Source organism: Nitratidesulfovibrio sp. D1, assembly GCF_051133415.1.
GTDB lineage: Bacteria > Desulfobacterota > Desulfovibrionia > Desulfovibrionales > Desulfovibrionaceae > Cupidesulfovibrio.
Window position 1 is genome coordinate 557,244 of the sequence record NZ_JBPGNZ010000002.1, and the last position, 20,948, is coordinate 578,191.

General features: G+C 68.0%; 18 protein-coding genes. 10 read left to right on the top strand and 8 right to left on the bottom strand.

Annotated features, from left to right (window positions below):
- Positions 1-10 precede the first annotated feature (10 nt).
- The 3 genes from ACR4XJ_RS05545 to ACR4XJ_RS05555 all read left to right on the top strand — a co-directional run bounded on the left by ACR4XJ_RS05545 (position 11) and on the right by ACR4XJ_RS05555 (position 2,364).
- Positions 11-751, top strand: a complete 741-nt coding sequence (locus ACR4XJ_RS05545) for a basic amino acid ABC transporter substrate-binding protein (protein ID WP_333506885.1) — start codon at positions 11-13, stop codon at positions 749-751.
- A gap of 88 nt (positions 752-839) precedes the next feature.
- Positions 840-1,631 carry an amino acid ABC transporter permease gene (locus ACR4XJ_RS05550; RefSeq protein ID WP_434754268.1) on the top strand — a complete coding sequence of 264 codons (792 nt, stop codon included), beginning with the start codon at positions 840-842 and terminating at the stop codon, positions 1,629-1,631.
- The gene (locus tag ACR4XJ_RS05555; RefSeq protein WP_434754269.1) at positions 1,618-2,364 is read left to right on the top strand and encodes an amino acid ABC transporter ATP-binding protein; all 747 of its coding nucleotides are present in this window, start codon (positions 1,618-1,620) and stop codon (positions 2,362-2,364) included. Before ACR4XJ_RS05550 ends, ACR4XJ_RS05555 begins: the two co-directional genes overlap by 14 nt.
- Before the next feature lie 133 nt (positions 2,365-2,497).
- Here ACR4XJ_RS05555 and ACR4XJ_RS05560 read toward each other — a convergent pair whose 3' ends face one another.
- From ACR4XJ_RS05560 to ACR4XJ_RS05575, 4 genes are all read right to left on the bottom strand, one after another.
- Positions 2,498-3,202: a hypothetical protein gene (locus ACR4XJ_RS05560; RefSeq protein ID WP_434754270.1), complete on the bottom strand. Its 705-nt coding sequence runs from the start codon at positions 3,200-3,202 to the stop codon at positions 2,498-2,500.
- A gap of 493 nt (positions 3,203-3,695) precedes the next feature.
- Positions 3,696-6,608, bottom strand: a complete 2,913-nt coding sequence (locus ACR4XJ_RS05565) for a bifunctional uridylyltransferase/uridylyl-removing protein GlnD (protein ID WP_434754271.1) — start codon at positions 6,606-6,608, stop codon at positions 3,696-3,698.
- A 94-nt stretch (positions 6,609-6,702) separates the two neighbouring features.
- The gene (locus ACR4XJ_RS05570) at positions 6,703-7,041 is read right to left on the bottom strand and encodes a P-II family nitrogen regulator (RefSeq protein WP_434754272.1); all 339 of its coding nucleotides are present in this window, start codon (positions 7,039-7,041) and stop codon (positions 6,703-6,705) included.
- A gap of 84 nt (positions 7,042-7,125) precedes the next feature.
- The gene (locus ACR4XJ_RS05575) at positions 7,126-8,334 is read right to left on the bottom strand and encodes an ammonium transporter (RefSeq protein ID WP_333506879.1); all 1,209 of its coding nucleotides are present in this window, start codon (positions 8,332-8,334) and stop codon (positions 7,126-7,128) included.
- Between the two features lie 429 nt (positions 8,335-8,763).
- On the opposite strand from ACR4XJ_RS05575, the gene tpx reads away from it, so the two are divergent.
- A complete protein-coding gene (gene tpx, locus ACR4XJ_RS05580) occupies positions 8,764-9,276 on the top strand; it encodes a thiol peroxidase (RefSeq protein ID WP_434754273.1) in 513 nt (170 codons plus the stop codon).
- A gap of 313 nt (positions 9,277-9,589) precedes the next feature.
- Positions 9,590-10,063, top strand: a complete 474-nt coding sequence (locus tag ACR4XJ_RS05585; protein ID WP_434754274.1) for a hypothetical protein — start codon at positions 9,590-9,592, stop codon at positions 10,061-10,063.
- Positions 10,064-10,173: 110 nt separating this feature from the next.
- On the opposite strand, the gene ACR4XJ_RS05590 is transcribed toward ACR4XJ_RS05585, so the two are convergent.
- Positions 10,174-10,410: a hypothetical protein gene (locus tag ACR4XJ_RS05590; RefSeq protein ID WP_333506876.1), complete on the bottom strand. Its 237-nt coding sequence runs from the start codon at positions 10,408-10,410 to the stop codon at positions 10,174-10,176.
- Positions 10,411-10,519: 109 nt separating this feature from the next.
- Here ACR4XJ_RS05590 and ACR4XJ_RS05595 point away from each other — a divergent pair, with 109 nt between their 5' ends.
- The gene (locus tag ACR4XJ_RS05595) at positions 10,520-12,724 is read left to right on the top strand and encodes a Tex family protein (protein ID WP_434754275.1); all 2,205 of its coding nucleotides are present in this window, start codon (positions 10,520-10,522) and stop codon (positions 12,722-12,724) included.
- 15 nt (positions 12,725-12,739) lie between these two features.
- Here ACR4XJ_RS05595 and ACR4XJ_RS05600 read toward each other — a convergent pair whose 3' ends face one another.
- On the bottom strand, positions 12,740-15,364 hold the full coding sequence (locus ACR4XJ_RS05600) for a tetratricopeptide repeat protein (RefSeq protein WP_434754276.1): 2,625 nt from the start codon (positions 15,362-15,364) through the stop codon (positions 12,740-12,742).
- Between the two features lie 52 nt (positions 15,365-15,416).
- Between ACR4XJ_RS05600 and ACR4XJ_RS05605 the strand changes: the two genes are divergently transcribed.
- From ACR4XJ_RS05605 to ACR4XJ_RS05615, 3 genes are all read left to right on the top strand, one after another.
- Positions 15,417-15,779, top strand: a complete 363-nt coding sequence (locus ACR4XJ_RS05605) for a molybdenum cofactor biosynthesis protein MoaE (RefSeq protein ID WP_434754277.1) — start codon at positions 15,417-15,419, stop codon at positions 15,777-15,779.
- A gap of 281 nt (positions 15,780-16,060) precedes the next feature.
- Positions 16,061-16,525, top strand: coding sequence for a thermonuclease family protein (locus ACR4XJ_RS05610; protein ID WP_434754278.1), 465 nt, complete (start codon positions 16,061-16,063; stop codon positions 16,523-16,525).
- Between the two features lie 144 nt (positions 16,526-16,669).
- Positions 16,670-16,876, top strand: a complete 207-nt coding sequence (locus tag ACR4XJ_RS05615; protein WP_434754279.1) for a hypothetical protein — start codon at positions 16,670-16,672, stop codon at positions 16,874-16,876.
- Here the strand turns inward: ACR4XJ_RS05615 and ACR4XJ_RS05620 are convergent.
- A complete protein-coding gene (locus tag ACR4XJ_RS05620) occupies positions 16,873-18,237 on the bottom strand; it encodes a sodium-dependent transporter (protein ID WP_434754280.1) in 1,365 nt (454 codons plus the stop codon). The genes ACR4XJ_RS05615 and ACR4XJ_RS05620 overlap by 4 nt on opposite strands.
- A 293-nt stretch (positions 18,238-18,530) precedes the next feature.
- Positions 18,531-19,637, bottom strand: a complete 1,107-nt coding sequence (locus ACR4XJ_RS05625; protein WP_434754281.1) for a tRNA(5-methylaminomethyl-2-thiouridylate) methyltransferase — start codon at positions 19,635-19,637, stop codon at positions 18,531-18,533.
- Between the two features lie 222 nt (positions 19,638-19,859).
- Here ACR4XJ_RS05625 and recA point away from each other — a divergent pair, with 222 nt between their 5' ends.
- The gene (gene recA, locus ACR4XJ_RS05630; RefSeq protein WP_434754282.1) at positions 19,860-20,933 is read left to right on the top strand and encodes a recombinase RecA; all 1,074 of its coding nucleotides are present in this window, start codon (positions 19,860-19,862) and stop codon (positions 20,931-20,933) included.
- Positions 20,934-20,948 lie beyond the last annotated feature (15 nt).

Here is a 20,948-nt window from a genome sequence, read left to right on the forward strand (position 1 = left end):
AGAATCCGGGATGCTGAAGAAGATCGTCCTCACCCTTGCGGCCCTGCTGGTCACCGCCAACGTGGCCTTTGCCGAGAAGACCATCGTCGTCGCCCAGGACGCCACCTGGCCGCCCATGGAGTTCGTTGACGCCAGCAAGAACATCGTCGGGTTCTCCGTCGATTACACCGACGCCATGGCCAAGGAAGCCGGTTTCAAGATCGTGCACAAGAACGTGGCCTGGGACGGCATCTTCGCCGGTCTCGAATCGGGCAGCTACGACGCCATCGTGTCCTCGGTGTCCATCACCGAAGAACGCAAGAAGGCCATGGACTTCACCGAGCCCTACTATGAAGTGCGCCAGGCCCTCGTGGTGCCCAAGACCACCAACGTCACCACGCTGGACGAAATGAAGGGCAAGACCCTTGGCGGCCAGATCAGCACCACCGGTTACTTCACCATCAAGCGCGCCGCCGGCGTCACCGCCAAGTCGTACGACGAAATCGGCCTGGCCATGGAAGACCTGTTCAACGGCCGCATCGACGGCGTGGTGTGCGACGACCCCGTGGCCGCCAGCTACGCCCTGCAGCAGGAACAGTACGCCGCCAAGATGAAGATCGCCTTCGTCATCGAGACGCAGGAAAAGGAATTCTACGGCATCGCCGTGAAGAAGGGGAACAAGGAAGTCCTGGACCTTCTGAACAAGGGCATCGCCGCCGTGAAGGCCAAGGGCATCGACAAGCAGCTCCGCGAAAAGTGGATCGGCCGCTAGCCCTGGCCCGCAGACGCTTGCGCACTCTGGGGGACTGGCGGTATGACGCCAGTCCCCCGTTTTACAACGCCAAAGCATCCGAGACGCCATGACCACCGAACCCCAGAACGTCCGCATCGTCATCACCGACGGCGCGATCATACCGGACCCGAAGGAGCGGCGGATCATAACCGCGTGGTCCATCTCCTTCGTGGGCGCGCTGGCCGCGCTCGTCTACCTGTGCACGAGCCGGCCCGAGCCCTACTGGCGGTTGCTGCAATTCCTGCCCGACGGCATCGCCGTCACCTTCAAGGTGACCGTGCTGTCCATCCTGTGCTCCATCCCCATCGGCCTCGTCACCGGGCTCGGCCGCCTGTCGCGCAACCGGCTGATCAACCTCGTGGCCTCCACCTACGTCGAGGTCGTCCGGGGCATCCCCCTGCTGGTGCAGCTGTTCTACATCTACTACGCGCTGGGCCGGTTCCTGAAGGTGCCGGACCTGCTGGCCGCCATCATCGCGCTCAGCGTGTGCTACGGCGCCTACATGGGCGAGGTGTTCCGCGCGGGCATCGACTCCATCCCCAAGGGCCAGACCGAGGCGGCGCGCTCGCTGGGCTTCAACCGGGCCGAAACCATGTTCATGGTCATCCTGCCGCAGGCGTGGCGCACCATCCTGCCGCCGGTGGGCAACGAATTCATCGCCATGCTCAAGGACACCTCGCTGGTGTCCATCATCGCCGTAGCCGACATCCTGCGGCGCGGGCGCGAATTCGCCTCGGAGAGCTTCCTGTACTTCGAGACGTACACCATGGTCGCCCTCATCTACCTTCTGATCACCCTGTTCCTGTCCAAGGGCGTCAGCATCATGGAATCGAGGTTGAACTACTATGACCGACGCTAGCGCCGAACCCATCATCCGCATCCGCAACGCGTGGAAGTTCTTCGGCGAGCTGACGGCCCTCAACGACGTCAGCCTCGAGGTGATGCCCGGCGAAAAGGTGGTCATCTGCGGGCCGTCCGGCTCGGGCAAGTCCACCCTGCTGCGCTCCATCAACCGGCTGGAAACCGTGGACAAGGGCACCATCATCGTGGACGGGCAGGACGTGAACTCGCCCGACAACGACATCAACAAGATCCGCCAGGAACTGGGCATGGTCTTCCAGAGCTTCAACCTCTTTCCGCACAAGACCGTGCTCCAGAACCTGACCATGGCCCCCATGCGGCTGCGCAAGACCCCGCGCGCCGAGGCGGAAAGCCGGGCCCTGGAACTGCTGAAGAAGGTGGGCATCAGCGACAAGGCCAACGTCTTCCCGGCCATGCTCTCGGGCGGGCAGCAGCAGCGCGTGGCCATCGCCCGCGCCCTGGCCATGAGCCCCAAGATCATGCTGTTCGACGAGCCCACCAGCGCGCTGGACCCGGAAATGATCGGCGAAGTGCTGGACGTCATGGTGACCCTGGCCCGCGAAGGCATGACCATGGTCTGCGTGACCCACGAAATGGGCTTCGCCCGCGAGGTGGCCGACCGCATCATCTTCATGGACCACGGCCAGGTGCTGGAAGAGAACGCGCCGCAGGAGTTCTTCAGCGCGCCCAACCACCCGAGACTCCAGAAGTTCCTGAACCAGATCCTGTAGCGCGCCCGCCGCGCCGCAAACCGCAGGACGAACATGAACGGGCCGCTCCGCAAGGGGCGGCCCGTTTTGCCGTTTGCGGCAAGGCGTTCCGGGCATGCCCGGCCTGGCGACGGAGTTTGGACGACTGAAAAGATCAGGAACCGGCGGCTGCCACTCCGCCTCGATGCTCGGCAAGGCGCATGGCCTCGGCCCGCGCCAGCGCGAAGTCCACCTCCAGCGGCAGCAGGCAGAACCGCTCGCGCAGGGCGTGGGCATCGCGCAGGAAGCGCCGGTAGCCGGAAAGCGTGCGCGGACCGGCCCCATCCCGCACCGCCTGCCCCTTCAGGAAGGCCAGCCCCCGCCACAGCGCCGGGGTGCACGGCAGGAAGAAGGCCGCGTCGTCGACGTCCCCCGCAATACCAGCGGCCCCGGACTTCAGGTACAGCAGCAGCGTCAGCGCGAAGATGCCCGCGCCCGCCACCCTGCGCGCCTCGTGCAGGCGAAAGGCTTCAGCCAGAACATCGTCCGGGTTCCCGGCAACCGGCAGCGCCCACAGCCCCGCCAGCCACGGCGCAAGCTCCGCCATGCGGGGCGCAAGCCGCAACAGGCTGGCAAGCCCCGCCCCGAACCGGGTGCAGGTGATGCGCTTGGGCACGCTGCCCTCGATGCATTCGCGGTTCACGGCCATGCACATGGCCCGGAAGTCTTCGGCAGACATGACCCCGCCGCCGCCCGGCCCGAAGGCCGCGTCCAGCAGGGCGCGCGCCTCGGCCTCGCCCTGCCTGCGGCTGTTGATGAAATCCACCCCGGAATGAACGTCGCGCCACTCGTCCACCTGCGCGGCATACCGCTCGAACATGCTGCCTCCGTGTGCCGTGAAAACTCGCCCGACCGGCCCTGGCCCCATCCGCGCGACCGCCGCGCAAGCCAGTTCGCGGGGCACCGCACCTTCGCCCTGCCCCGCCTCACCGCGCCGCCCAAGGTGGATAGCAAAAAAAACGTGCGTTCCCAAGGGATGCACAGGCATCCTGAACGCACGACAACATCATCAAGGCTCTCCCGTAAGGGTGCCCGCACTTATTTGATCCCCTGGCTTTCTGACGTGTCTTCTTTCCTTATACCCCGCGACGGTCTTCCGTCGCGGGTGGCTGTGTGGACCTGATGCCAGGAATTACGGGTTTTGTCGCCGGGCAAGGCGGCGCGCGATTTCCGCGCGCAGTGTACTGATGTACATGAGCAGCGGAAATCAAGCGCCAACGCCGCCCGGCGGCAAAAAGCGGATTCCGCCCGCAGCATGACCACAGCGAGAGGCACTCCGCGCGAGGTCACCTGCTCAAAAAGAACCGCAGCCGCTACTGCGACACCACGTGCAGCAGGGCCGCGCGCACCTCGTCCATCTGCTGCTCGTCGGTGATCTTCTGGCCGTACACCGTGCGCACCGAAAAACTGTCCGACGTGCGGTTGCCCAGGGTGGCGATCTTGGCGAACAGGATGTCCAGCTGCAACGCCTGCAACACCCGCGCGACATCGTACAGCAGCGCGGGCCGGTCCGGCGCGAACACCTCGACCACGGTGTGGAAGTCCGACAACTCGTTGTCGATGCGCACCTCGGGCGGACGGCGCACCGCATCCAGCAGCACGCTGGGCACCTCGTGCTTCAGGGCGTTGGACGCGCGGGCCTGCTCCAGCCGGTAGTCCAGCGAGAGCTTGCCCGTCAGCGCGAAATGGATGGCCCCGCGCACCTTGCCCCAGAAATCCCTGGCATACAGCGGGTCCGGCGGCGCGCTGACATGAAAGACGTCCAGCACGGTGCCGTCGCTCCACACGTAGGCATCGGCCCCGAACACGTTCAGCCCGTGCAGCGAAAGCACCCCGGCGATGGTGGCGAACAGCCCGGACTGGTCGCGCGCGGCCACCAGCACTTCCCACAGCTCGCTGTCGCGCCCGCCGTGCAGCGGCCTGCCCTCCAGCACGACGACGCCCCGCTCCGCCCGGTCCTCGGGCAGGCGGCGGCGCGACTCGGCCACGTCGCGGTTCAACTGGTAGACCAGCGACATGTGCCGCACGATGTCCTCGGGCGGCATGGCCAGCAGGTAGCGCGACGGCATGGCGTCCAGATACAGCCCCGCCGTTTCCGGCGTGTAGTGCAGCGACGCCTGCCGCTCGCGCACCAGAGCGCGCGCCATGTCGCGCGTGCGCACGATGGCCTGGGCGGTCTGCGTGCCCGCAAGCTGCCCGTCGCGCAGCATGTTGGCCACCTTGCCGTGCAGTTCGTACAGCAGGCTGGCGGTCCAGCGGTTCCACGCCTTGTGACCGGTGGCCATGGAGTCGGCATGGGTCAGCAGGTAGAGCATGTTCAGGCGGCGCAGGCTGCCCACGGTGCCCGCGCACTGGGCCACCACCGACTCGTCGTTGAGGTCGCGGCGCTGGGCGGTGCGGATGAGCAGCAGGTGGTGCAGCACCAGAAAGATCACGTCGTCGATGATCTCCGGCGGCGCGCCCCACCGGGCCAGCAACTGCATGGCCATTTCCGCGCCCACCTCGGAATGGTGCGAGGCGTCGGCCCCGCCCTTGCCAAGGTCGTGCAGCAGCGCGGCCAGCAGCAGGCACAGCCGGTCGCGCGCGGCGTCCGCGTCCTGCGCGGCTGGTGCAAGCGCGTTGGCGGCACCACATTCACCCGCGTCCGCCACACCTAAGCAACCGCCGCGCCAGAAGCCGGAAAACGGCTCGACGTCCTCTCTGGCCAGCGATTCCAGCTGGCGGATCACGAACAGGGTGTGCATGCCCACGGGGTAGGTGTGGAACCCGTCGAACTGCACCCGGTCGCGCGCGGCCGCGTAGGCGGGCAGGATGGCGGGCAGCAGGCCCGTCTCGTCCATGTGCCCCAGCACGGGAAACGCCTTGCCGGACGCCAGGATGCGCATCAGCGCCGCGCCCACCTCAGCCCCGGAAAGGGCTCCGGCCTCGCCGGACAGCGCCTGTTGCAGGGCCTGCTCCATGGCCTTGCGGGTGTTCCAGTCAGGCGCGGGGGCCTCGGGACCCGGCCATTCGGCGGCGCGCACGAAGGCGGACAGGGCCAGGCCGGGGGTGACGGCGGCCGGGTCGGGCAGGCAGATGTGCAGCGTGCCGCCCGCCATGACCACGGGGCCTTCCACCTCGGGGCAGGGCCGGTCGGGGTGCACCGGGCCGCCGGGAATGCCCCGCAGGGCGGCGGACAATGCCTTGATGTGCGACATGCACCGGTGCAGGCGGCCCAGGAAGCATTCCACGGCCAGCAGGTTGCCGCACTCCCGAAAGCCCAGGCGCGCGGCGATTTCCGGTTGCAGGTCCAGGAACAGCTGGTCGTTCTTGCGGTGCGAAAGATGGTGCAGCAGGTTGCGCACGTCGTGCAGAAAGCCCACGCTCTCGCGCAGCAGGGCCGCGTCGGAGGCGGAAAACCCGGACTGGGCCAGGATTTCCTCCACGGTGCCCGCCTCGTTGCGGATGCGGCCTATCCACAGGATGCGGTGGTAGTCGCGCAGGCCGCCCAAACCGTCCTTCAGATTGGGCTCCAGCAGCACCGCGCCGTCGCCGTGGGCGGCGCGCCTGCGCTCGTGCTCCTCGTCGTTCCAGGCCAGGAACGAGGCCCCCCGGCGCGGCAGCACCTTGTCGTTCAGGCGGTCCACCAGTTCGCGGAACAGGGCCTCGTTGCCGGTGATCAGCCGGGCGTCCAGCAGGCTGGCCAGCACCTTGTGGTCCTTGGCCGCCAGCTTCACGCAGTCGCCGATGGTGCGGAACCCGTGCCCCAGGGTGTACCCCGCGTCCCACAGCGGCAGGAACAGCGGCTGGGCAAGGTCGATGGCCTGCGGCGGGATGGAGCGGCCGCACAGGATCAGGATGTCGATGTCCGACCCCAGGCACAATTCCTCGCGGCCGTAGCCGCCCACGGCCACCAGGGCCACCTTGTCGTGGCCGCCGCGCAGTTCGGCGAAGCGGAGGCGGAAATAGTCGTCCAGCAGGCGGCTGTAGGCCCGCTCGAAACGCGATGCCCCCGTGGGCGCGGGCGCGGTGTCGCGGCAGCGGGCGTCGGGCCGGAGCCCGCAGGCATCCCCTTCCGGGCCGGATGCGGCAGCGCCCGCGTTGGTGCCTGCATTGGTGGAAGACGGGGCGGCGTCCAGACGTCCGAGCAGCCCGGCGCGCCCCTCGCGCAGGACCGTGGCGGCATCGCGCGGCGTGCCGGGCGCGCCGGCGGAAGCGGAGGAAGAGGGCCCGTGTGCCTGCATCATGTGGGTGGGGTGGGTGGTGGGGTGGGGGTGAGTATGGACGGGCGGCGCCCCGTTCGTTGCCGGGACGCCGCCCAATGGTTGCGGTATGTTGCGGCTAGATGGCTTCCACGCCGGTTTCACCGGTACGGATGCGCAGCACGTCTTCCACCGGAGAGATGAAGATCTTGCCGTCGCCCACCTTGCCCGTGCGGGCTGCCTTGACCACGGCGTCGACGATGGTTTTCACCTGCGCGTCGTCGACGACGACCTCGATCTTGACCTTGGGCATGAAGTCCACCTGGTATTCGGCGCCCCGGTACACTTCCTTGTGGCCGCGCTGGCGGCCGAAGCCCTTGACTTCCGTGACGGTCATGCCCTTCACGTCGAGGCTGGCCAGCGCTTCCTTGACCTCGTCCAGCTTGAAGGGGCGGATGATGATCTCAAGTTTCTTCATGATGTCCATCCTGAAGCTCGGTTCGTGTTCAGGGAAGGGATGACCCCTTCCGCCTTGTAGGCGACAACGGCGGCAGCGGCAACCCTAGAGCTGATAGCCCGCTTCGTTGTGCTCGCTGACGTCGAGACCGGCGACCTCCGCTTCCGCGTCCGTGCGCAGGCCGACGAGGGCGTCAACCACATGGAACAGGATGCGGCTGGCCACGTAGCAGAACAGCCAGGTGGCGACCACGGAGATGAACTGGATCCAGAGCTGCGAGGGGTTGCCGTAGAGCAGGCCGTTGACGCCGTTCACGGCTTCGACGGCGAAGATGCCGGTGGCCAGGGCGCCGAAGGTGCCGCCCACGCCGTGCACGCCCACCACGTCGAGCGCGTCGTCGTACTTGAACACATGCTTCATCAGCACGCCGCCGTAGCATAGGGCGCCACCCACCAGGCCCATGATGATGGCGGGCATGGGCAGGACGAACCCGGCGGCGGGGGTGATGACCACAAGACCGGCCACGGCGCCGGAGGCCGCGCCAAGGGTGGTGGGCTTGCCGGTGTGCAGCCATTCGGCGGCCATCCAGCTGACGGCGGCGGCACCGGCGCACAGGTGGGTGGTGACGAAGGCGTTGGCGGCCAGGCCGTTGGCGGCCAGGGCGCTGCCCGCGTTGAAGCCGAACCAGCCGAACCACAGGATGCCCGCGCCAAGCACGGTCATGGGCAGGTTGTGGGGCACGAAGGGCTCGCGGCCGTAGCCGTGGCGGCGACCCAGCACGTGGGCGGCGGCCAGGGCGGCGGCGGCCGAGCTCATGTGCACCACGGCGCCCCCGGCGAAGTCAAGCGCGCCAAGGCCGAACAGCCAGCCGCCACCCCACACCCAGTGGGCCATGGGGGCGTACACCACCACCAGCCACAGCACCGAGAACAGCAGCATGGCGCGGAAGCGGATGCGTTCGGCGTAGGCGCCGGAGATGAGCGCCGGGGTGATCACGGCGAACATGCACTGGAACACCATGAACAGCAGGTGCGGGATGTTGGTGACCGATTCGCCGGGCTCCATGCCCACGCCGTTCAGGAAGGCGAAGTCCAGCCCCCCGATGACCCCGCCGATGTCGGGGCCGAACGCCAGCGTGTAGCCGATGACCGCCCAGACGATGCTGGCCACGCCCAAAAGAATGAAGCTGTGCATGGTGGTGGAAAGCACGTTGCGCGCACGCACGAGCCCCCCGTAGAACAGGGCGAGCCCCGGGGTCATGAACATGACCAGTGCGGAGCAGACCAGGATGAAGGCGGTATCCGCCGCGTTCATGTGAACCTCCTCGAAATGTTGACGTACACCCCCCGCCGGACCGAACGGACAGGGGCAAACCCGAACGATGTCTGGGTAAAGGCAAGGAGCGTGCCAGCGCCTACAAAAAGGTCTGGTTCAATGAATTCACCGTGTTGCGCAAATCAACGTTTTCACTGTTTTATCATTTTGGTAATAATAAAAACAGAAATGGTGCTTATTTTGTAAAAATGAACACTTTTGCAGCAAGCACCAGAAAAAACGCCTCCCCCAGGTTTGCATGCCCCCGCAGTTGTGGTATGCCTTGACGAACCGCCGTGCCCCTCCGCCTGCCGCAGGCGGCGGGACGCGAAGCCGCCGCTGCCGCCACGGGCGCAGCGGCACGCCGCCAGGACTCCTCGCCCTGGCGGGCGGGCCCGTTGAACCTCATTCCGCAGGAGGCGGATACCCATGGACCGTACCGGCATCATCACCTTCAGAGGCACTCCCCTTACCCTCGGCGGCAGCCCGGTGGCCGCGGGCGACAAGGCCCCCGGCTTTTCCGCCCTGGCCAACGACCTTTCCCCGCGCAGTCTGGCCGATTACGCGGGCAAGGTGCTGCTCATATCGGCCGTGCCCTCGCTGGACACCGGCGTGTGCGACATGGAAACCCGGCGCTTCAACCAGGAGGCCACCCGCCTTGGCGGGGACGTGCGCATCCTGACCATCAGCTGCGACCTGCCCTTCGCCCAGGCCCGCTGGTGCGGCGCCGCCGGGGTGGACGCGCTGGAAACCCTGTCCGACCACCGCGACCTGTCCTTCGGCACCGCCTACGGCGTGGTGATCAAGGAACTGCGCCTGCTGACCCGCGCCATCTTCGTGGTGGACCGGTCCGGCACGGTCACCTACACCGAGATCGTGCCCGAAGTGAGCCACGAGCCCAACTACGAGGCCGCCCTGGCCGCCGTGCGCGCCGCCCTCTAACGGGGGGCTTCCCCGCCGCGCGCGGGCCAGCCCCCCGGCAATGCGCGGCGGGTGTGCAAAAACGGCCTGTTTTACGAAAATGACAATGCGGTTTCGCCCACGCGGAACCGCATTGCCGTTTCCTGTCCGGATTGTCATTTACTGTCCGGTTCGTTGCCGTGTGCGGGATGCAGGCCGCAACGGCCAGCCAGCCTTGCACGGCGGCCCCGCCTGGGCTAGGCTGCGCCACCCCGTCACCATCCGGGCCAGCCCCGCGCCGCACGCCGGGACGGCCCGTTCCGCGACACGCAGCCTTCAGGAGAACGCCCGCCCCATGTCCGCAACATCCGCATCGCCCCTCACCCCCGACCAGACCCGCGCCCACGTCGTCGCCACGGTGCTGCGCCACCTGTCGCGGGGCATGGAACGCCGCACCGAAGCCCTGGAGGATTTTCTGGCCGTGACCATGCCCGACATGGACGAACGGGGGGCGCGGGCGCTGTCCTCCATGGTGCCCCGGCTGCCCGAATCGCTGTACGGCAAGTGGGCCTCCATGTTCGTGGACCGGTTGCAGGAAACCGTGCCCCACGAGCACGTGGCGGCCCTGTGCGACGGCAGCGCGGAAAACGACGCCACCCTCGCGCTGGTCTACGTGATGTTCATGGAATCGGAAAAGATGGAGCGCCAGGTGGCCGAAGACCTGCACGCCCTGGGCATTTCGCAGCAGGGGCAGGACGACGCGGGCGCCCTGCTGGGGGCATACCTGCGCGCCCGGCTCACCTCGCGCGGGCAGGGCCCGGCCAACTGAACGCGGCGCGCAGGCGCGGGGCGCGACTGGCGCAACCGGCGCAAAAAACAAGGGCCGCGCACATGCGCGGCCCCGCGATTTCCACCGGCCCCCGCCGGACGTTCCGTCTGCTACTGCTTCTCGACCTTCAGACCGTCGTCGGTGGCGGTCAGCAGGTAGGTGCAGCTTCCGGTGTCGAGACAGTAATCCGACCCCGGAAACAACGTGGCGCGGGCGGTCCATTCGTCGTTGACGAAGACGTCGCGCGCGCCGCCGCTTTCCTCGTAGCGCACCTGGGTTCCATCGGCCAGGATGACGAACTCCGCCTCGCGGATCACGGCGGGCAGGTCGGCTTCGGTATGGCTCATGGCAGGCCTCCTTCACGGTTGCGGACGGTGGGATTGTGGCAGGTAACCAATCCACTGACGTAATCACATGCTTACATCGTCCGTCACCGGACAACAACAGGAATATACCGTGACGCCAGAACTCCCGGACACCGTTTCCGCTTCCGCCGCCTCCGCCCCGGCAGCCCTGGCCGCCGCGCTGGTCCTGCCGGTGTCCGGCGTGGCCGCCGTGGTGGCCCTGCTGGACGAGGGGGCCACCATCCCGTTCATCGCCCGCTACCGCAAGGAAGCCACCGGCAGCCTGGACGAGGTGCAGGTGGCGGCGGTGCGCGACGCGCTGGAAAAGGCGCGCGAACTGGACAAGCGGCGCGCCGCCGTGCTGGCCTCGCTGGAGGAGCGCGGGCTGCTCACCCCGCAACTGGCCAAGGCCGTTGCCGGGGCCACCACCCTCACGGCGCTGGAGGACGTGTACCTGCCCTACCGGCCCAAGCGCGTCACCCGCGCGGAAAAGGCCCGGCGGCGCGGCCTGGCCCCGCTGGCGGAAGCCCTGCGCACGGCACGGCCTTCGGCGGACGCCCGCGCGCTGGCCGCCCCCTACGTCACGCCGCACGGCACGGACCCGGAACTGGCCGTCCCCGACGCGGAAGCCGCCCTGGCGGGCGCCCGCGACATCCTGGCCGAAAATTTCGCGGAATCCGCCCCCCTGCGCGGTGCGCTGCGCGACCTGTTCGCGCGCCGCGCCGTGCTGCGCGCCAAGGCCGTGCCCGGCAAGGAGGCGGAAGGCGCCACCTACGCCGACTGGTTCGGCCACGAGGAACGCGCCGCCGCCATGCCCTCGCACCGGTTGCTGGCCATGCTGCGCGGCGAACGCGAGGGTTTCCTGTCCGTGGCCGTGCGCCCGGAAGACCCCGACGCGCTGGACATCCTGCGCCGCCGCGCCGACCTGCCGGGCGTCCCCTCTGCCCGGCCGGAATCGGCCGCCGGGCAGGTGGACGCGGCGCTTGCGGACGCCTGGAAGCGGTTGCTGGCCCCCTCGCTGGAAAACGAACTGCGCACCGCACTGCGCGAACGGGCCGAGGCGCAGGCCATCGGCGTGTTCGCCGCCAACCTGCGCGAACTGATCATGGCCCCGCCCCTGGGCGGCCGCCGCGTGCTGGCGCTGGACCCCGGCTGGCGCACCGGGGCCAAGCTGGTCTGCCTCGACGCGCAGGGCGCGCTGCTGCACCACGAGGTGATCCATCCCCTCACCGGCGACGCCGGGGCCGAGCGCGCCGCGCGCACCCTGCGCGACTGCTGCGCGAAATACGCCATCGAGGTGGTGGCCGTGGGCAACGGCACCGCCGGGCGCGAGACCGAGGCCTTTGCGCGCGGCGCGGGCCTGCCCGCCGGGGTGGACGTGGTGCTGGTGAACGAGACCGGGGCCTCGGTGTATTCCGCGTCAGAGGCGGCGCGGCGCGAATTTCCGGAGCACGACCTGACCGTGCGCGGGGCCGTGTCCATCGGACGGCGGCTCATGGACCCGCTGGCGGAACTGGTGAAGATCGACCCGCGCTCGCTGGGCGTGGGCCAGTACCAGCACGACGTGGACCAGGCCGCCCTGCGCCGCGCCCTGGACGAGGTGGTGGCCTCGTGCGTCAACGCCGTGGGCGTGGACGCCAACACGGCCAGCCCGGAACTGCTGGCCCACGTTTCCGGCATCGGCCCGGTGCTGGCCCGCAACATCGTGGCCCACCGGGCACAGAACGGCCCCTTCCGCACCCGGAAAGACCTGCTGAAGGTGCCGCGCCTTGGCCCCAAGGCCTTCGAGCAGGCGGCGGGCTTTTTGCGCGTGCGCGGCGGCAACCCGCTGGACGCCAGCGCGGTGCACCCGGAACGCTACGCCCTGGTGGCCGACATGGCCACGGACCTGGGCTGCGCGGTGGCCGACCTGCTGCGCCGCGATGACCTGCGCGGGCGCATCCGGCCGGAGCGGTACGTTTCCGGCGAGGTGGGGCTGCCCACGCTCACCGACATCCTGGCCGAACTGGCCCGGCCGGGACGCGACCCGCGCCCGGCCTTCACCCCGTTCCGCTTCGCCGAGGGGGTGCATTCGCCCGACGACCTCGAACCGGGCATGGTGCTGCCGGGCATCGTCACCAACGTCACCGCCTTCGGGGCGTTCGTGGACGTGGGCGTGCACCGCGACGGGCTGGTGCACGTCAGCCAGTTGTCCGACCGTTTCGTGCGCGACCCGGCCGAAGTGGTGGCCCCCGGCCGCACGGTGCGGGTGCGCGTGCTGGACGTGGACCGGGCGCGCGGCCGGGTGAGCCTGGCCATGAAGGGCGTGGAACAGTGACCCGCCCCGGCGCGTCTACTTCTTTTTCTTCTTGCCCTTCTCGCGGGCCTCGCTGAACAGCTTTTCCTTCTTCTTCTCGAAGACCAGGGCCGTGCGCAGGGCGGCCAGCCCCAGCGCCACGATGGACAGGATGAGGATGAACCCCTTCTGCAACTGCCACTTCTGGGTGCTGATGAGCCCCGTGGCCCAGGCGGCCCCGGCGCGTTCGCCGTAGTACAGGCTGAGCGGCAGCACCACCAGGATCAGCAGCAGGCCGATGATCTCCATCCACAGAAAGCTGCGCCCCAGCAGCAGCAGGAACAGCGTGGAATCCCGCACCACCCGCAGGAACTTCAGGCGCGATTCCAGCTTCTGCAAGCGCTCGTCCTCGGCTTCGGCCACGGTGTGGGCCCGCTTGAAGGTCTCCGCCACTTGCAGGTTGTTCTTCAGCGCCCAGTTCAGGTTGGCGGCGCACAGATTGTAGTTCTTGTTGAATTCCACAAGGATGCGCGGAAACGGGAACCATGCCGCCTCGTCGCGCACGTACATCAGCCGGGTCATGTAGCCCTGGAACCGGGTCTTCAGGTCCTTGACCTCGCGGTTGATGCGCAGTTGCAGATCCTTTTCCAACTGCGAGCGGCCGTGGATCACGGTCTGGTACGGCACGAAGTTGCGGATTTCGGACATGCGGATCAGGTTGGCCACGCGCACGTCGGTCTGCGTGGCGAAGGGGTGTTCGTCGCTGAACCAGGTGGACACCTCGCCGCGCAGGCGCGACAGCCCTTCCTTTTCCTCTTCCACGCGGTTCTCGGCCTCGGCCCACGGCACGTGCAGCGCCGTAAGCAGGTGCAGGTGGCCGCGCTCCAGTTCCGGGTCCAGCAGCACGCGGTTGAACACGTTGGGGTCCTGGCCGATCAGGGCCAGCAACTGCGCCGTGGCCTGCTCCACGAAGCCCATCTTCACGTGGCACACGGCCTGCCGGTACTCCGCGTCGGACCACTGCGGGCACAGCCGCACCACCTGCCGGTACAACTGGGTGGCGGGCTGGTACTTGCCCTGCACCTCTTGCAGGCGGGCCTGCAAAAAGATGTGCCAAGCCTGCTGCAACGGCGAGGAGGCCAGGGTTTCCGCCTCCTTCCACAGCGAGGCGGCGCGCAGCAGGTCGCCACGCTCCAGCGCCACGTAGCCCAGCATGGTCCGGTTGCGGTAGTCGCGCGGGTTCTTGATCTGGATCTGGCCCAGTTCGCGCTCCAGCGCCACGGGCTCGCCGTGGCGAATGGCTTCCAGCACGCCCCACACGGGGTTGTCGTCCCTGGGGGCCAGTTCGTCGAGCCCCTTGGGATAGTCCTTGCCGCGCGCCAGCCACATGCGGCGCACCATGCGGTGCTGCGCCGCGCTGCCGATGTCGAACATGGCGCGGGTCACGATGCCTTCCGCGCCCTCGGAAGCAAGCAGCGCGGCGAACCCTTCGCCGATGTCGCCCGCCAGTTGCCCGTCGATGATCTGGAAACCCCGGTTCAGGGTTTCGAAGTCCAGCAGGGCCACGTCGCGCCACACGCTGGGGGTCAGCGTGTCCAGCTTGCGGGTGGGGCAGGCGGTGACCTCGTGGTTGCGCATGCCGCAGTAGAAGCAGCACGGATGGCTGCCCGCCACCGCGCGGGTGGAGACCACCACCGGCAGCGAACCCGCCTCCTGGCCGTCGTCGGCAAGACCCACGTTGCACCAGTCGTCCATGCTGCTGTGCTCGACCGAAAAGCGCACCTCGTGGATGGTGAAGCCCTCGCCCAGCAGGTAGGCGTTGCGGAAGCTGGTGTGCGGGTAGTCGGGCACCAGCTGGTCCCAGTCCAGGGCGATCTTGCGGGGCAACTCGTTGTTGAAGTTCAACCCCTTGCGGTCCACGATGGCGCTGACGCACGGCCAGTAGGCGTCGGGGCGCTGTTCCTTCACCTCGCGCACGCGTTGCAGGAGGTCGCGGCACCACTGGCGGTACAGGCGCAGGTTTTCCAGCGGAAAGATGAGGAAGGATTCGTGCAGGATGTACTTGAACTTGTGGCGCTTGAGGATTTCCTCGATCTCGCCGAACATGGCCCGCCAGCCCGCCTGGAATCCCTTGTCCAGGGGGTTGCCCAGGGGGCGCAGCACCGAGTACCATCCGGTGGTGGACTGGTACGGCAGGCGCGAGTCGGCCCGCAGCAGGCTCCACTCGGCGGGCACCATGCCGCGCAGGGCCGCCGCCTTCTCGAAGGACAGGCCCGGCACGCCGGTGCCCATCTCGCGGGCGCGGGGGTGCACCCACACCTGGAATTCCTGCGGGGAGATGAGTTCCTGCGTGGTCAGCACGTTTTCCAGCGACAGGGATATCTCGCGCTTCATGCCCAGCAGCAGGCGCGCGGGCAGCACCTGCACCGCCACGGGCAGCGAGTTGAACTTGCCCCATATCTCCAGCCGCGCCAGCGCCAGGAACACGTCTGCCGAGAAGAAGAACCACAACGACTGGTCGCGCTCGGCGGCGATGGTCATGCCGCCGTAGTCCTGCAGGGTCTGCGGCACGGCGGGGTTGATGTCGCCCTGCCAGTTCAGCCACAGGGCAAGGCCCGCGGCGCTCATGCGCGATTCGCGGAACTCCGGCAGGCGGCGCAGCAACGATTGCAACTGGGGCATCCGAACCTCTGGATACGGCTAACCAGGGAACTACCCTGATACGGAGTGACGAATGGACGTTACCAAGGCCCTCGCGGACCTGAAGAAGGAACCGGGCTTCGCCGACCACGTCGGCATGGTGCTGGTGCACAACGGCGTGGTGCGCGGCTGGTCGCGCAAGGACAAGCACAACGTGGTCGCCATCAGGGTAACCCCCGACCGCCAGCGCATCAATGAAATATGCCGCGAACTGTCGGAGCGCCCCGGCATCTTCCGCATCCTTGCCGACGCCGTGGAGGGCGAACTGGCCCCCGGCGACGACGTGCTGTTCCTTGTCGTGGCGGGCGACATCCGCGAAAACGTCAAGGCCGTGTTCGCGGAACTGCTGGACCGCATCAAGGCCGAGGCGGTGACCAAGGAGGAAATCTTCGGCTGACGCCTTGGGCGCGCGCCCCCGCCGCTGCCTGTTCCGCCCCGGTGGCAATGCCGCCGGGGCATTTTTTTCTCCTTCCGCCGAAACTACAGCAAGTTCCATTCCTTTTCGTGCCAGACTGGGCCGGACGGGGGCCGAACAGGGGCCGGACGCGCGGCGGCGGTGTCGCACCGCCGCCGGATGCCGGGTCCCGCCGTGTATTCCGTCACCCGCGGCACTGCCGCAGCACGTCCCGAGTTGCGCCCCCCCCTTGCATTTTTTCTGATATAGATTTTTAAATACGCATGCGCCGCACATTTCTTGCCCGCATGCTCCGCGCCGGGCTTCTGGCCCTGCTCCTGCTGTGCCCGCCGCTGCTGGCGGACACGGGCGATTCCGCCTGCCGGGCCGGGGAAGTCTTCGGCGACGCGCTGGCCGTGGTGCTGCGCGTGCCCGACGGCGACACCCTGGTGGTGGACATCCCCGGCTACCCGCCCGTGGCGGGCCGGTCCGTCAGCGTGCGCATCGCCGGGTGCGACACCCCGGAAAAACGCGACCCGCGCGCCGAACTGCGCGAACTTTCCCGCCGCGCCCGCGAACTGACCCTGCATATGGCCGCACCGGGCAGCACGGTGACCCTGCGCAACCTGCGCCGCGACAAGTACTTCCGCCTGCTGGCCGACGTGGAGGCCGACGGAGGCGACATCGCCACCGCGCTCATCCAGCGCGGGCTGGCCAAGCCCTACGCGGGCGGCCGCAAGGAGTGGTAGCCCCCTCCATCCACCCGCACCCTTCTCTCTCCCATGGTTTCCGCGCGTCCACGCAGGGTTCCCCCCTCCCTGCCAACGCGAAAGGCCCCGCCGAAGCGGGGCCTTTATCATCCATGATCCGGCAATCCGGCTGTTGGAGTTGCCATGTGCCGCGCCTGCGCACGGCGGCATTTCCGTTTCTCGGCTTTCGCGCAGGCTCAGCGGCTTTCCGAAAACGCGCAGGACGTGCGGCAAGGGCAAGGAAAACCGTTTTTTTGCGACGGGAGTGTACTCTTCCCGTACTCGACCGGAGCAAAAAAACGGTTTGACGCCGCCATTGCCCGCGTACTGCGCGTTTTCAACGCGCGCTAGAAGACCTTGAGGCCCTTGAGAAGAACCAACAAGACCAGCACCGGGCTCACCCAGCGCACCACGGTGAGGAACGCGGAAATGATGGCCCCGTTGACCAACTGTCCCCGGTTGGACAGTTCCGTCTTCACGTTGGCCGCGCCCCACACCCAGCCCGCGAACAGGCAGATGAAGATGCCGCCCACGGGCAGCAGCACGTTGGACGACAGGAAGTCGTACAGGTCGAACACGGTCATGCCGAAGAGCTTCACGTCGGCCATGGTGGACATGGACAGCGTGGCCGGAATGCCGATGATGGCCAGCGTCACCGAGGTGAGGATGGTGGCCCGCGTGCGCGGCATGCCGAACGATTCGGCCAGCCAGGCCACGGGCACTTCCAGCAGCGAGAGCATGGCGCCGGTGGCGGCGATGGCGGTGAGGCAGAAGAAGATGACCATGAACACCTGGCCGCCCGGCAGCGAGGTGAACACGGCGGGAATGGTCATGAACAGCAGGCTGGGCCCGGCGCTGGGCTCGAAGCCGAAGTTGAACACGGCGGGGAACACCGCCATGCCCGCCAGGATGGAGATGGTCAGGTCGCACAGCATGACGCGGGTGGCCGTCAGTGGAATGTCCTGGTCGTTGCGGAAGTAGCTGCCGTAGGTGGTCATGGTGCCCATGCCGATGGACAGCTTGAAGAAGGCGAGGCCCAGCGCCATCAGGATGACGCCGGGGGTGATCTTGGCGAAGTCAGGCGTGAACAGGAAGGCCAGGCCCTCGCCTGCCTTGGGCAGGGTGAGGCTGCGCGCGCACACCGCCACCAGCAGCAGGAGCAGCACGGGCATGAGCACCTTGGTGGTGCGCTCGATGCCCTGCGCCACCCCGGCGATGATGATGACGCTGATCAGCACCAGCACGCCCCACTGCCACAGCAGCGACTGCACCGGGTCGCCCACCAGCCCTTCGAAGGCCTTGGCGGCCACGGCCGGGTCGGTGGTGGCGATTTCGCCGGACAGGGCCTTGAAGATGTAGGCGAACACCCACCCGGCCACGTCGGTGTAGAAGCCCATGATCAGGAACGCCGCGATGACGCCCGAAAAACCCACCAGATGCCAGGGCTGGCCCTTGGGGGCAAGCTGGCGGAAGGTGCCCACCGCGTTAGCCCGGGCGCGGCGGCCGAGCATGATTTCGGATATCATCACCGGCAGGCCGACCAGCAAGGTGGCCAGCACGTACACCAGCAGGAACGACGCGCCGCCGTTCTGCCCGGTAAGGGCCGGGAACTTCCAGATGTTGCCGAGGCCCACGGCCGAGCCGAGGGTGGCCGCGAGCACGCCGAGGCGCGTCGCGAAGCCGTCGCGGGCGGTGGTGATCTGTTTCGCCATGTGCACTGTTTCCTTGCAATGTGAGCTCCGGGCGATCCGGGCACCCCTCATTAGACACATCCCCCTTCTTTATCAAGATATTTGTGTGGCCCGGACCGCCCGTGCGCACCCCGCGATCCGGCAGCGGCGCGCAACGGTGCGAAATGGCAGACCATACCAAAAAGAAGCGGCACTCGCATGCGCGAGCGCCGCCTGTGAACGGTGCAATCATGGTCGTACTTTTCAGTACCACGCTTGAGGAATTTCCGGCGGATGCACTGCCCGGCGGAACACCCGGCCGGCAGTTTCCGGGGCTACTCCGACTGCCCGTCGGGGCCGTCGTCGTTGCCCTCGGGCACGGGCAGCGCGCGGGCGCGGGCATCGGCGCGGATTTCCTCGCGCACGCCCTGCCAGTTCAGTTCGCCCCAGCCCAGCGAGGTGGTCCGGGCGGGGGTGACGGTCACCTCGGCCATGCCGTCCGGCCCGGCCACGCGCACGGTGACCGGGGTGCCCTCGCGCACCGCTTTCGGAGAGAACGAGGCCACGAAGGCCGCCGCGTCGCGCACCACCCCGGCGTCCCAGGCCCTGCCGTCGAACTGCCGTCCGATGGCCAGCGGGCCGGGAAAGCCCGCCACCTTGAAGTGCAGGTCCGACGGAAAGGCGAAGCGCACCAGCGCTTCGTTGTCGGCCTGGTGGCGGCCGATGGACAGCCAGTGCGGCCCGGCCCAGTATTGCCGCCCGATGTTGGCCAGCTTGAACTCGGCGGCCGTGGCGTGGGGGGCGTGGACCAGCACCGGCCAGTAGCGGCGGGCGTTTTCGCGCTCGGCCAGCTTGCAGCCCCCGGCGGGGGTGGGAATTTCGGTCAGGCCGTACTTTTCGGCCAGGGCCATCTGTTCCTTGCGGCCGCGCCCGAAGATGCCGTGCAGGCGGCTGCGGTCCACCAGGCCGGATTCCTCGGCCGGGGTGGGGTCCAGCTTCAGGGCGCACAGGGGGCGCAGCAGCAGTTCCTTGACCCCGGCGTCGCGCCGGATGACGTTCAGGGTGTCGCGGCGCTGCGACATGGGGCGTTGGCCCAGCACTTCTCCGGTGATGATGAACGAGGCCCCGTAGCGCTCCATCAGTTCGCGGGCGCGGGACACCAGAAGTATCTTGCAGTCCACGCAGGGGTTCAGCACCTTGCCGAAACCGTGCGCGGGGCGTTCGCGCAGCAGCGCGGCGAAGGCTTCGCCCACGTCCACGGCGGCGATGTCCAGGCCGTGCACGGCCTCCCAGTGCTTCACCTTGCCGGGCTTGCCGAAGAACGGCGAGACGAAGTGCAGGCACTTGACCGCAAGCCCCTGCTCCTCGATGACCTTCACCGCCAGAATCGAATCGAGACCGCCGGACAACAGGGCCACGGCGTCATAGCGTTTGCGTTCCATGGGGGGTGACATACGGCGCGGGGGGCGGGTTGGCAAGGGGCGCGGGCCGGAGCGCGGCCGGAAGCAGCGCCCCCATCCCCGCCGTCCGGAGCCGCGCGACCGGCGTTGCCCGCCGCCGCGCCTTCTGGTATTCCCCGTGAAGCCCATCGACGCCCGTTGACGCCCGCTTCGGCGGTCCAGACCTGTCGACGCCCGCAATCATCCCACCCCGGAGACCATAACATGGCGAAGAAACCCGCGCTGACGCCGGAAGAGATGCGCCGCGAAGCCCTCGCGACGGCCCTCAGCACCATCGAGCGCAAGTACGGACAGGGCTCGGTCATGAAACTGTCCGACACCGCCCACGTGAACATTCCGGTGATTCCCACCGGCTCCATCGGGCTCGACCTCGCCCTGGGCGTGGGCGGCATCCCGCGCGGCCGCGTATCGGAAATCTACGGCCCGGAATCCTCGGGCAAGACCACGCTGGCCCTGCACATCATCGCCGAATGCCAGAAGATGGGCGGCACCGCCGCGTTCATCGACGCCGAACACGCGCTGGACACCAACTACGCCCGGCGCCTTGGCGTGAAGACCGACGAACTGCTCATCTCGCAGCCCGACTTCGGCGAGCAGGCGCTGGACATCGCCGACATGCTGGTGCGTTCCAGCGCCGTGGACATCGTGGTCATCGACTCGGTGGCCGCGCTGATCCCCCAGGCGGAACTGGAAGGCGTCATGGGCGAAATGCAGGTGGGCGGCCAGGCCCGCCTGATGTCGCACGCCCTGCGCAAGCTCACCGGCACCATCCACAAGTCGCGCACGGCGGTCATCTTCATCAACCAGATCCGTATGAAGATCGGCACCATGGGCTACGGCAACCCGGAAACCACCACCGGCGGCAACGCGCTGAAGTTCTACAGCTCGATCCGCATGGACATCCGCAAGATCCAGACCCTGAAGGACAAGGAAGAAGTCTACGGGTCGCGCACCAGGGTCAAGGTGGTGAAGAACAAGGTGGCCCCGCCCTTCCGCGAAGCGCTGTTCGACATCCTGTACGGCACGGGCATCTCGCGCACCGGCGAACTCATCGACCTCGGCTCTGACGTGGGCATCATCGAAAAGAGCGGCTCGTGGTTCGCCTTCGGCTCCGAGCGGCTCGGCCAGGGCAAGGAGAACGTCCGCGCCCTGCTGGAGGAGAACGAGGCCCTGCGCCAGAGCGTGGAGGCCAAGCTCATCGAGCACCTCGGCATGATGCCCGCCAAGGTGGTGGACCCGGACGACAGCGCCGGGGCCATGGACGACGACGAATTCTAGCCGCGCCCCGCGCCT

What these genes read in the sequence shown, in the direction of transcription:
- ACR4XJ_RS05545 (WP_333506885.1), top strand. Translation starts at nt 11, where the DNA reads ATGCTGAAGAAGATCGTCCTCACCCTTGCGGCCCTGCTGGTCACCGCC.
- ACR4XJ_RS05550 (WP_434754268.1), top strand. Translation starts at nt 840, where the DNA reads ATGACCACCGAACCCCAGAACGTCCGCATCGTCATCACCGACGGCGCG.
- ACR4XJ_RS05555 (WP_434754269.1), top strand. Translation starts at nt 1,618, where the DNA reads ATGACCGACGCTAGCGCCGAACCCATCATCCGCATCCGCAACGCGTGG.
- ACR4XJ_RS05560 (WP_434754270.1), bottom strand. Translation starts at nt 3,202, where the DNA reads ATGTTCGAGCGGTATGCCGCGCAGGTGGACGAGTGGCGCGACGTTCAT.
- ACR4XJ_RS05565 (WP_434754271.1), bottom strand. Translation starts at nt 6,608, where the DNA reads ATGATGCAGGCACACGGGCCCTCTTCCTCCGCTTCCGCCGGCGCGCCC.
- ACR4XJ_RS05570 (WP_434754272.1), bottom strand. Translation starts at nt 7,041, where the DNA reads ATGAAGAAACTTGAGATCATCATCCGCCCCTTCAAGCTGGACGAGGTC.
- ACR4XJ_RS05575 (WP_333506879.1), bottom strand. Translation starts at nt 8,334, where the DNA reads ATGAACGCGGCGGATACCGCCTTCATCCTGGTCTGCTCCGCACTGGTC.
- tpx (WP_434754273.1), top strand. Translation starts at nt 8,764, where the DNA reads ATGGACCGTACCGGCATCATCACCTTCAGAGGCACTCCCCTTACCCTC.
- ACR4XJ_RS05585 (WP_434754274.1), top strand. Translation starts at nt 9,590, where the DNA reads ATGTCCGCAACATCCGCATCGCCCCTCACCCCCGACCAGACCCGCGCC.
- ACR4XJ_RS05590 (WP_333506876.1), bottom strand. Translation starts at nt 10,410, where the DNA reads ATGAGCCATACCGAAGCCGACCTGCCCGCCGTGATCCGCGAGGCGGAG.
- ACR4XJ_RS05600 (WP_434754276.1), bottom strand. Translation starts at nt 15,364, where the DNA reads ATGCCCCAGTTGCAATCGTTGCTGCGCCGCCTGCCGGAGTTCCGCGAA.
- ACR4XJ_RS05605 (WP_434754277.1), top strand. Translation starts at nt 15,417, where the DNA reads ATGGACGTTACCAAGGCCCTCGCGGACCTGAAGAAGGAACCGGGCTTC.
- ACR4XJ_RS05610 (WP_434754278.1), top strand. Translation starts at nt 16,061, where the DNA reads ATGCGCCGCACATTTCTTGCCCGCATGCTCCGCGCCGGGCTTCTGGCC.
- ACR4XJ_RS05615 (WP_434754279.1), top strand. Translation starts at nt 16,670, where the DNA reads ATGTGCCGCGCCTGCGCACGGCGGCATTTCCGTTTCTCGGCTTTCGCG.
- ACR4XJ_RS05620 (WP_434754280.1), bottom strand. Translation starts at nt 18,237, where the DNA reads ATGGCGAAACAGATCACCACCGCCCGCGACGGCTTCGCGACGCGCCTC.
- ACR4XJ_RS05625 (WP_434754281.1), bottom strand. Translation starts at nt 19,637, where the DNA reads ATGGAACGCAAACGCTATGACGCCGTGGCCCTGTTGTCCGGCGGTCTC.
- recA (WP_434754282.1), top strand. Translation starts at nt 19,860, where the DNA reads ATGGCGAAGAAACCCGCGCTGACGCCGGAAGAGATGCGCCGCGAAGCC.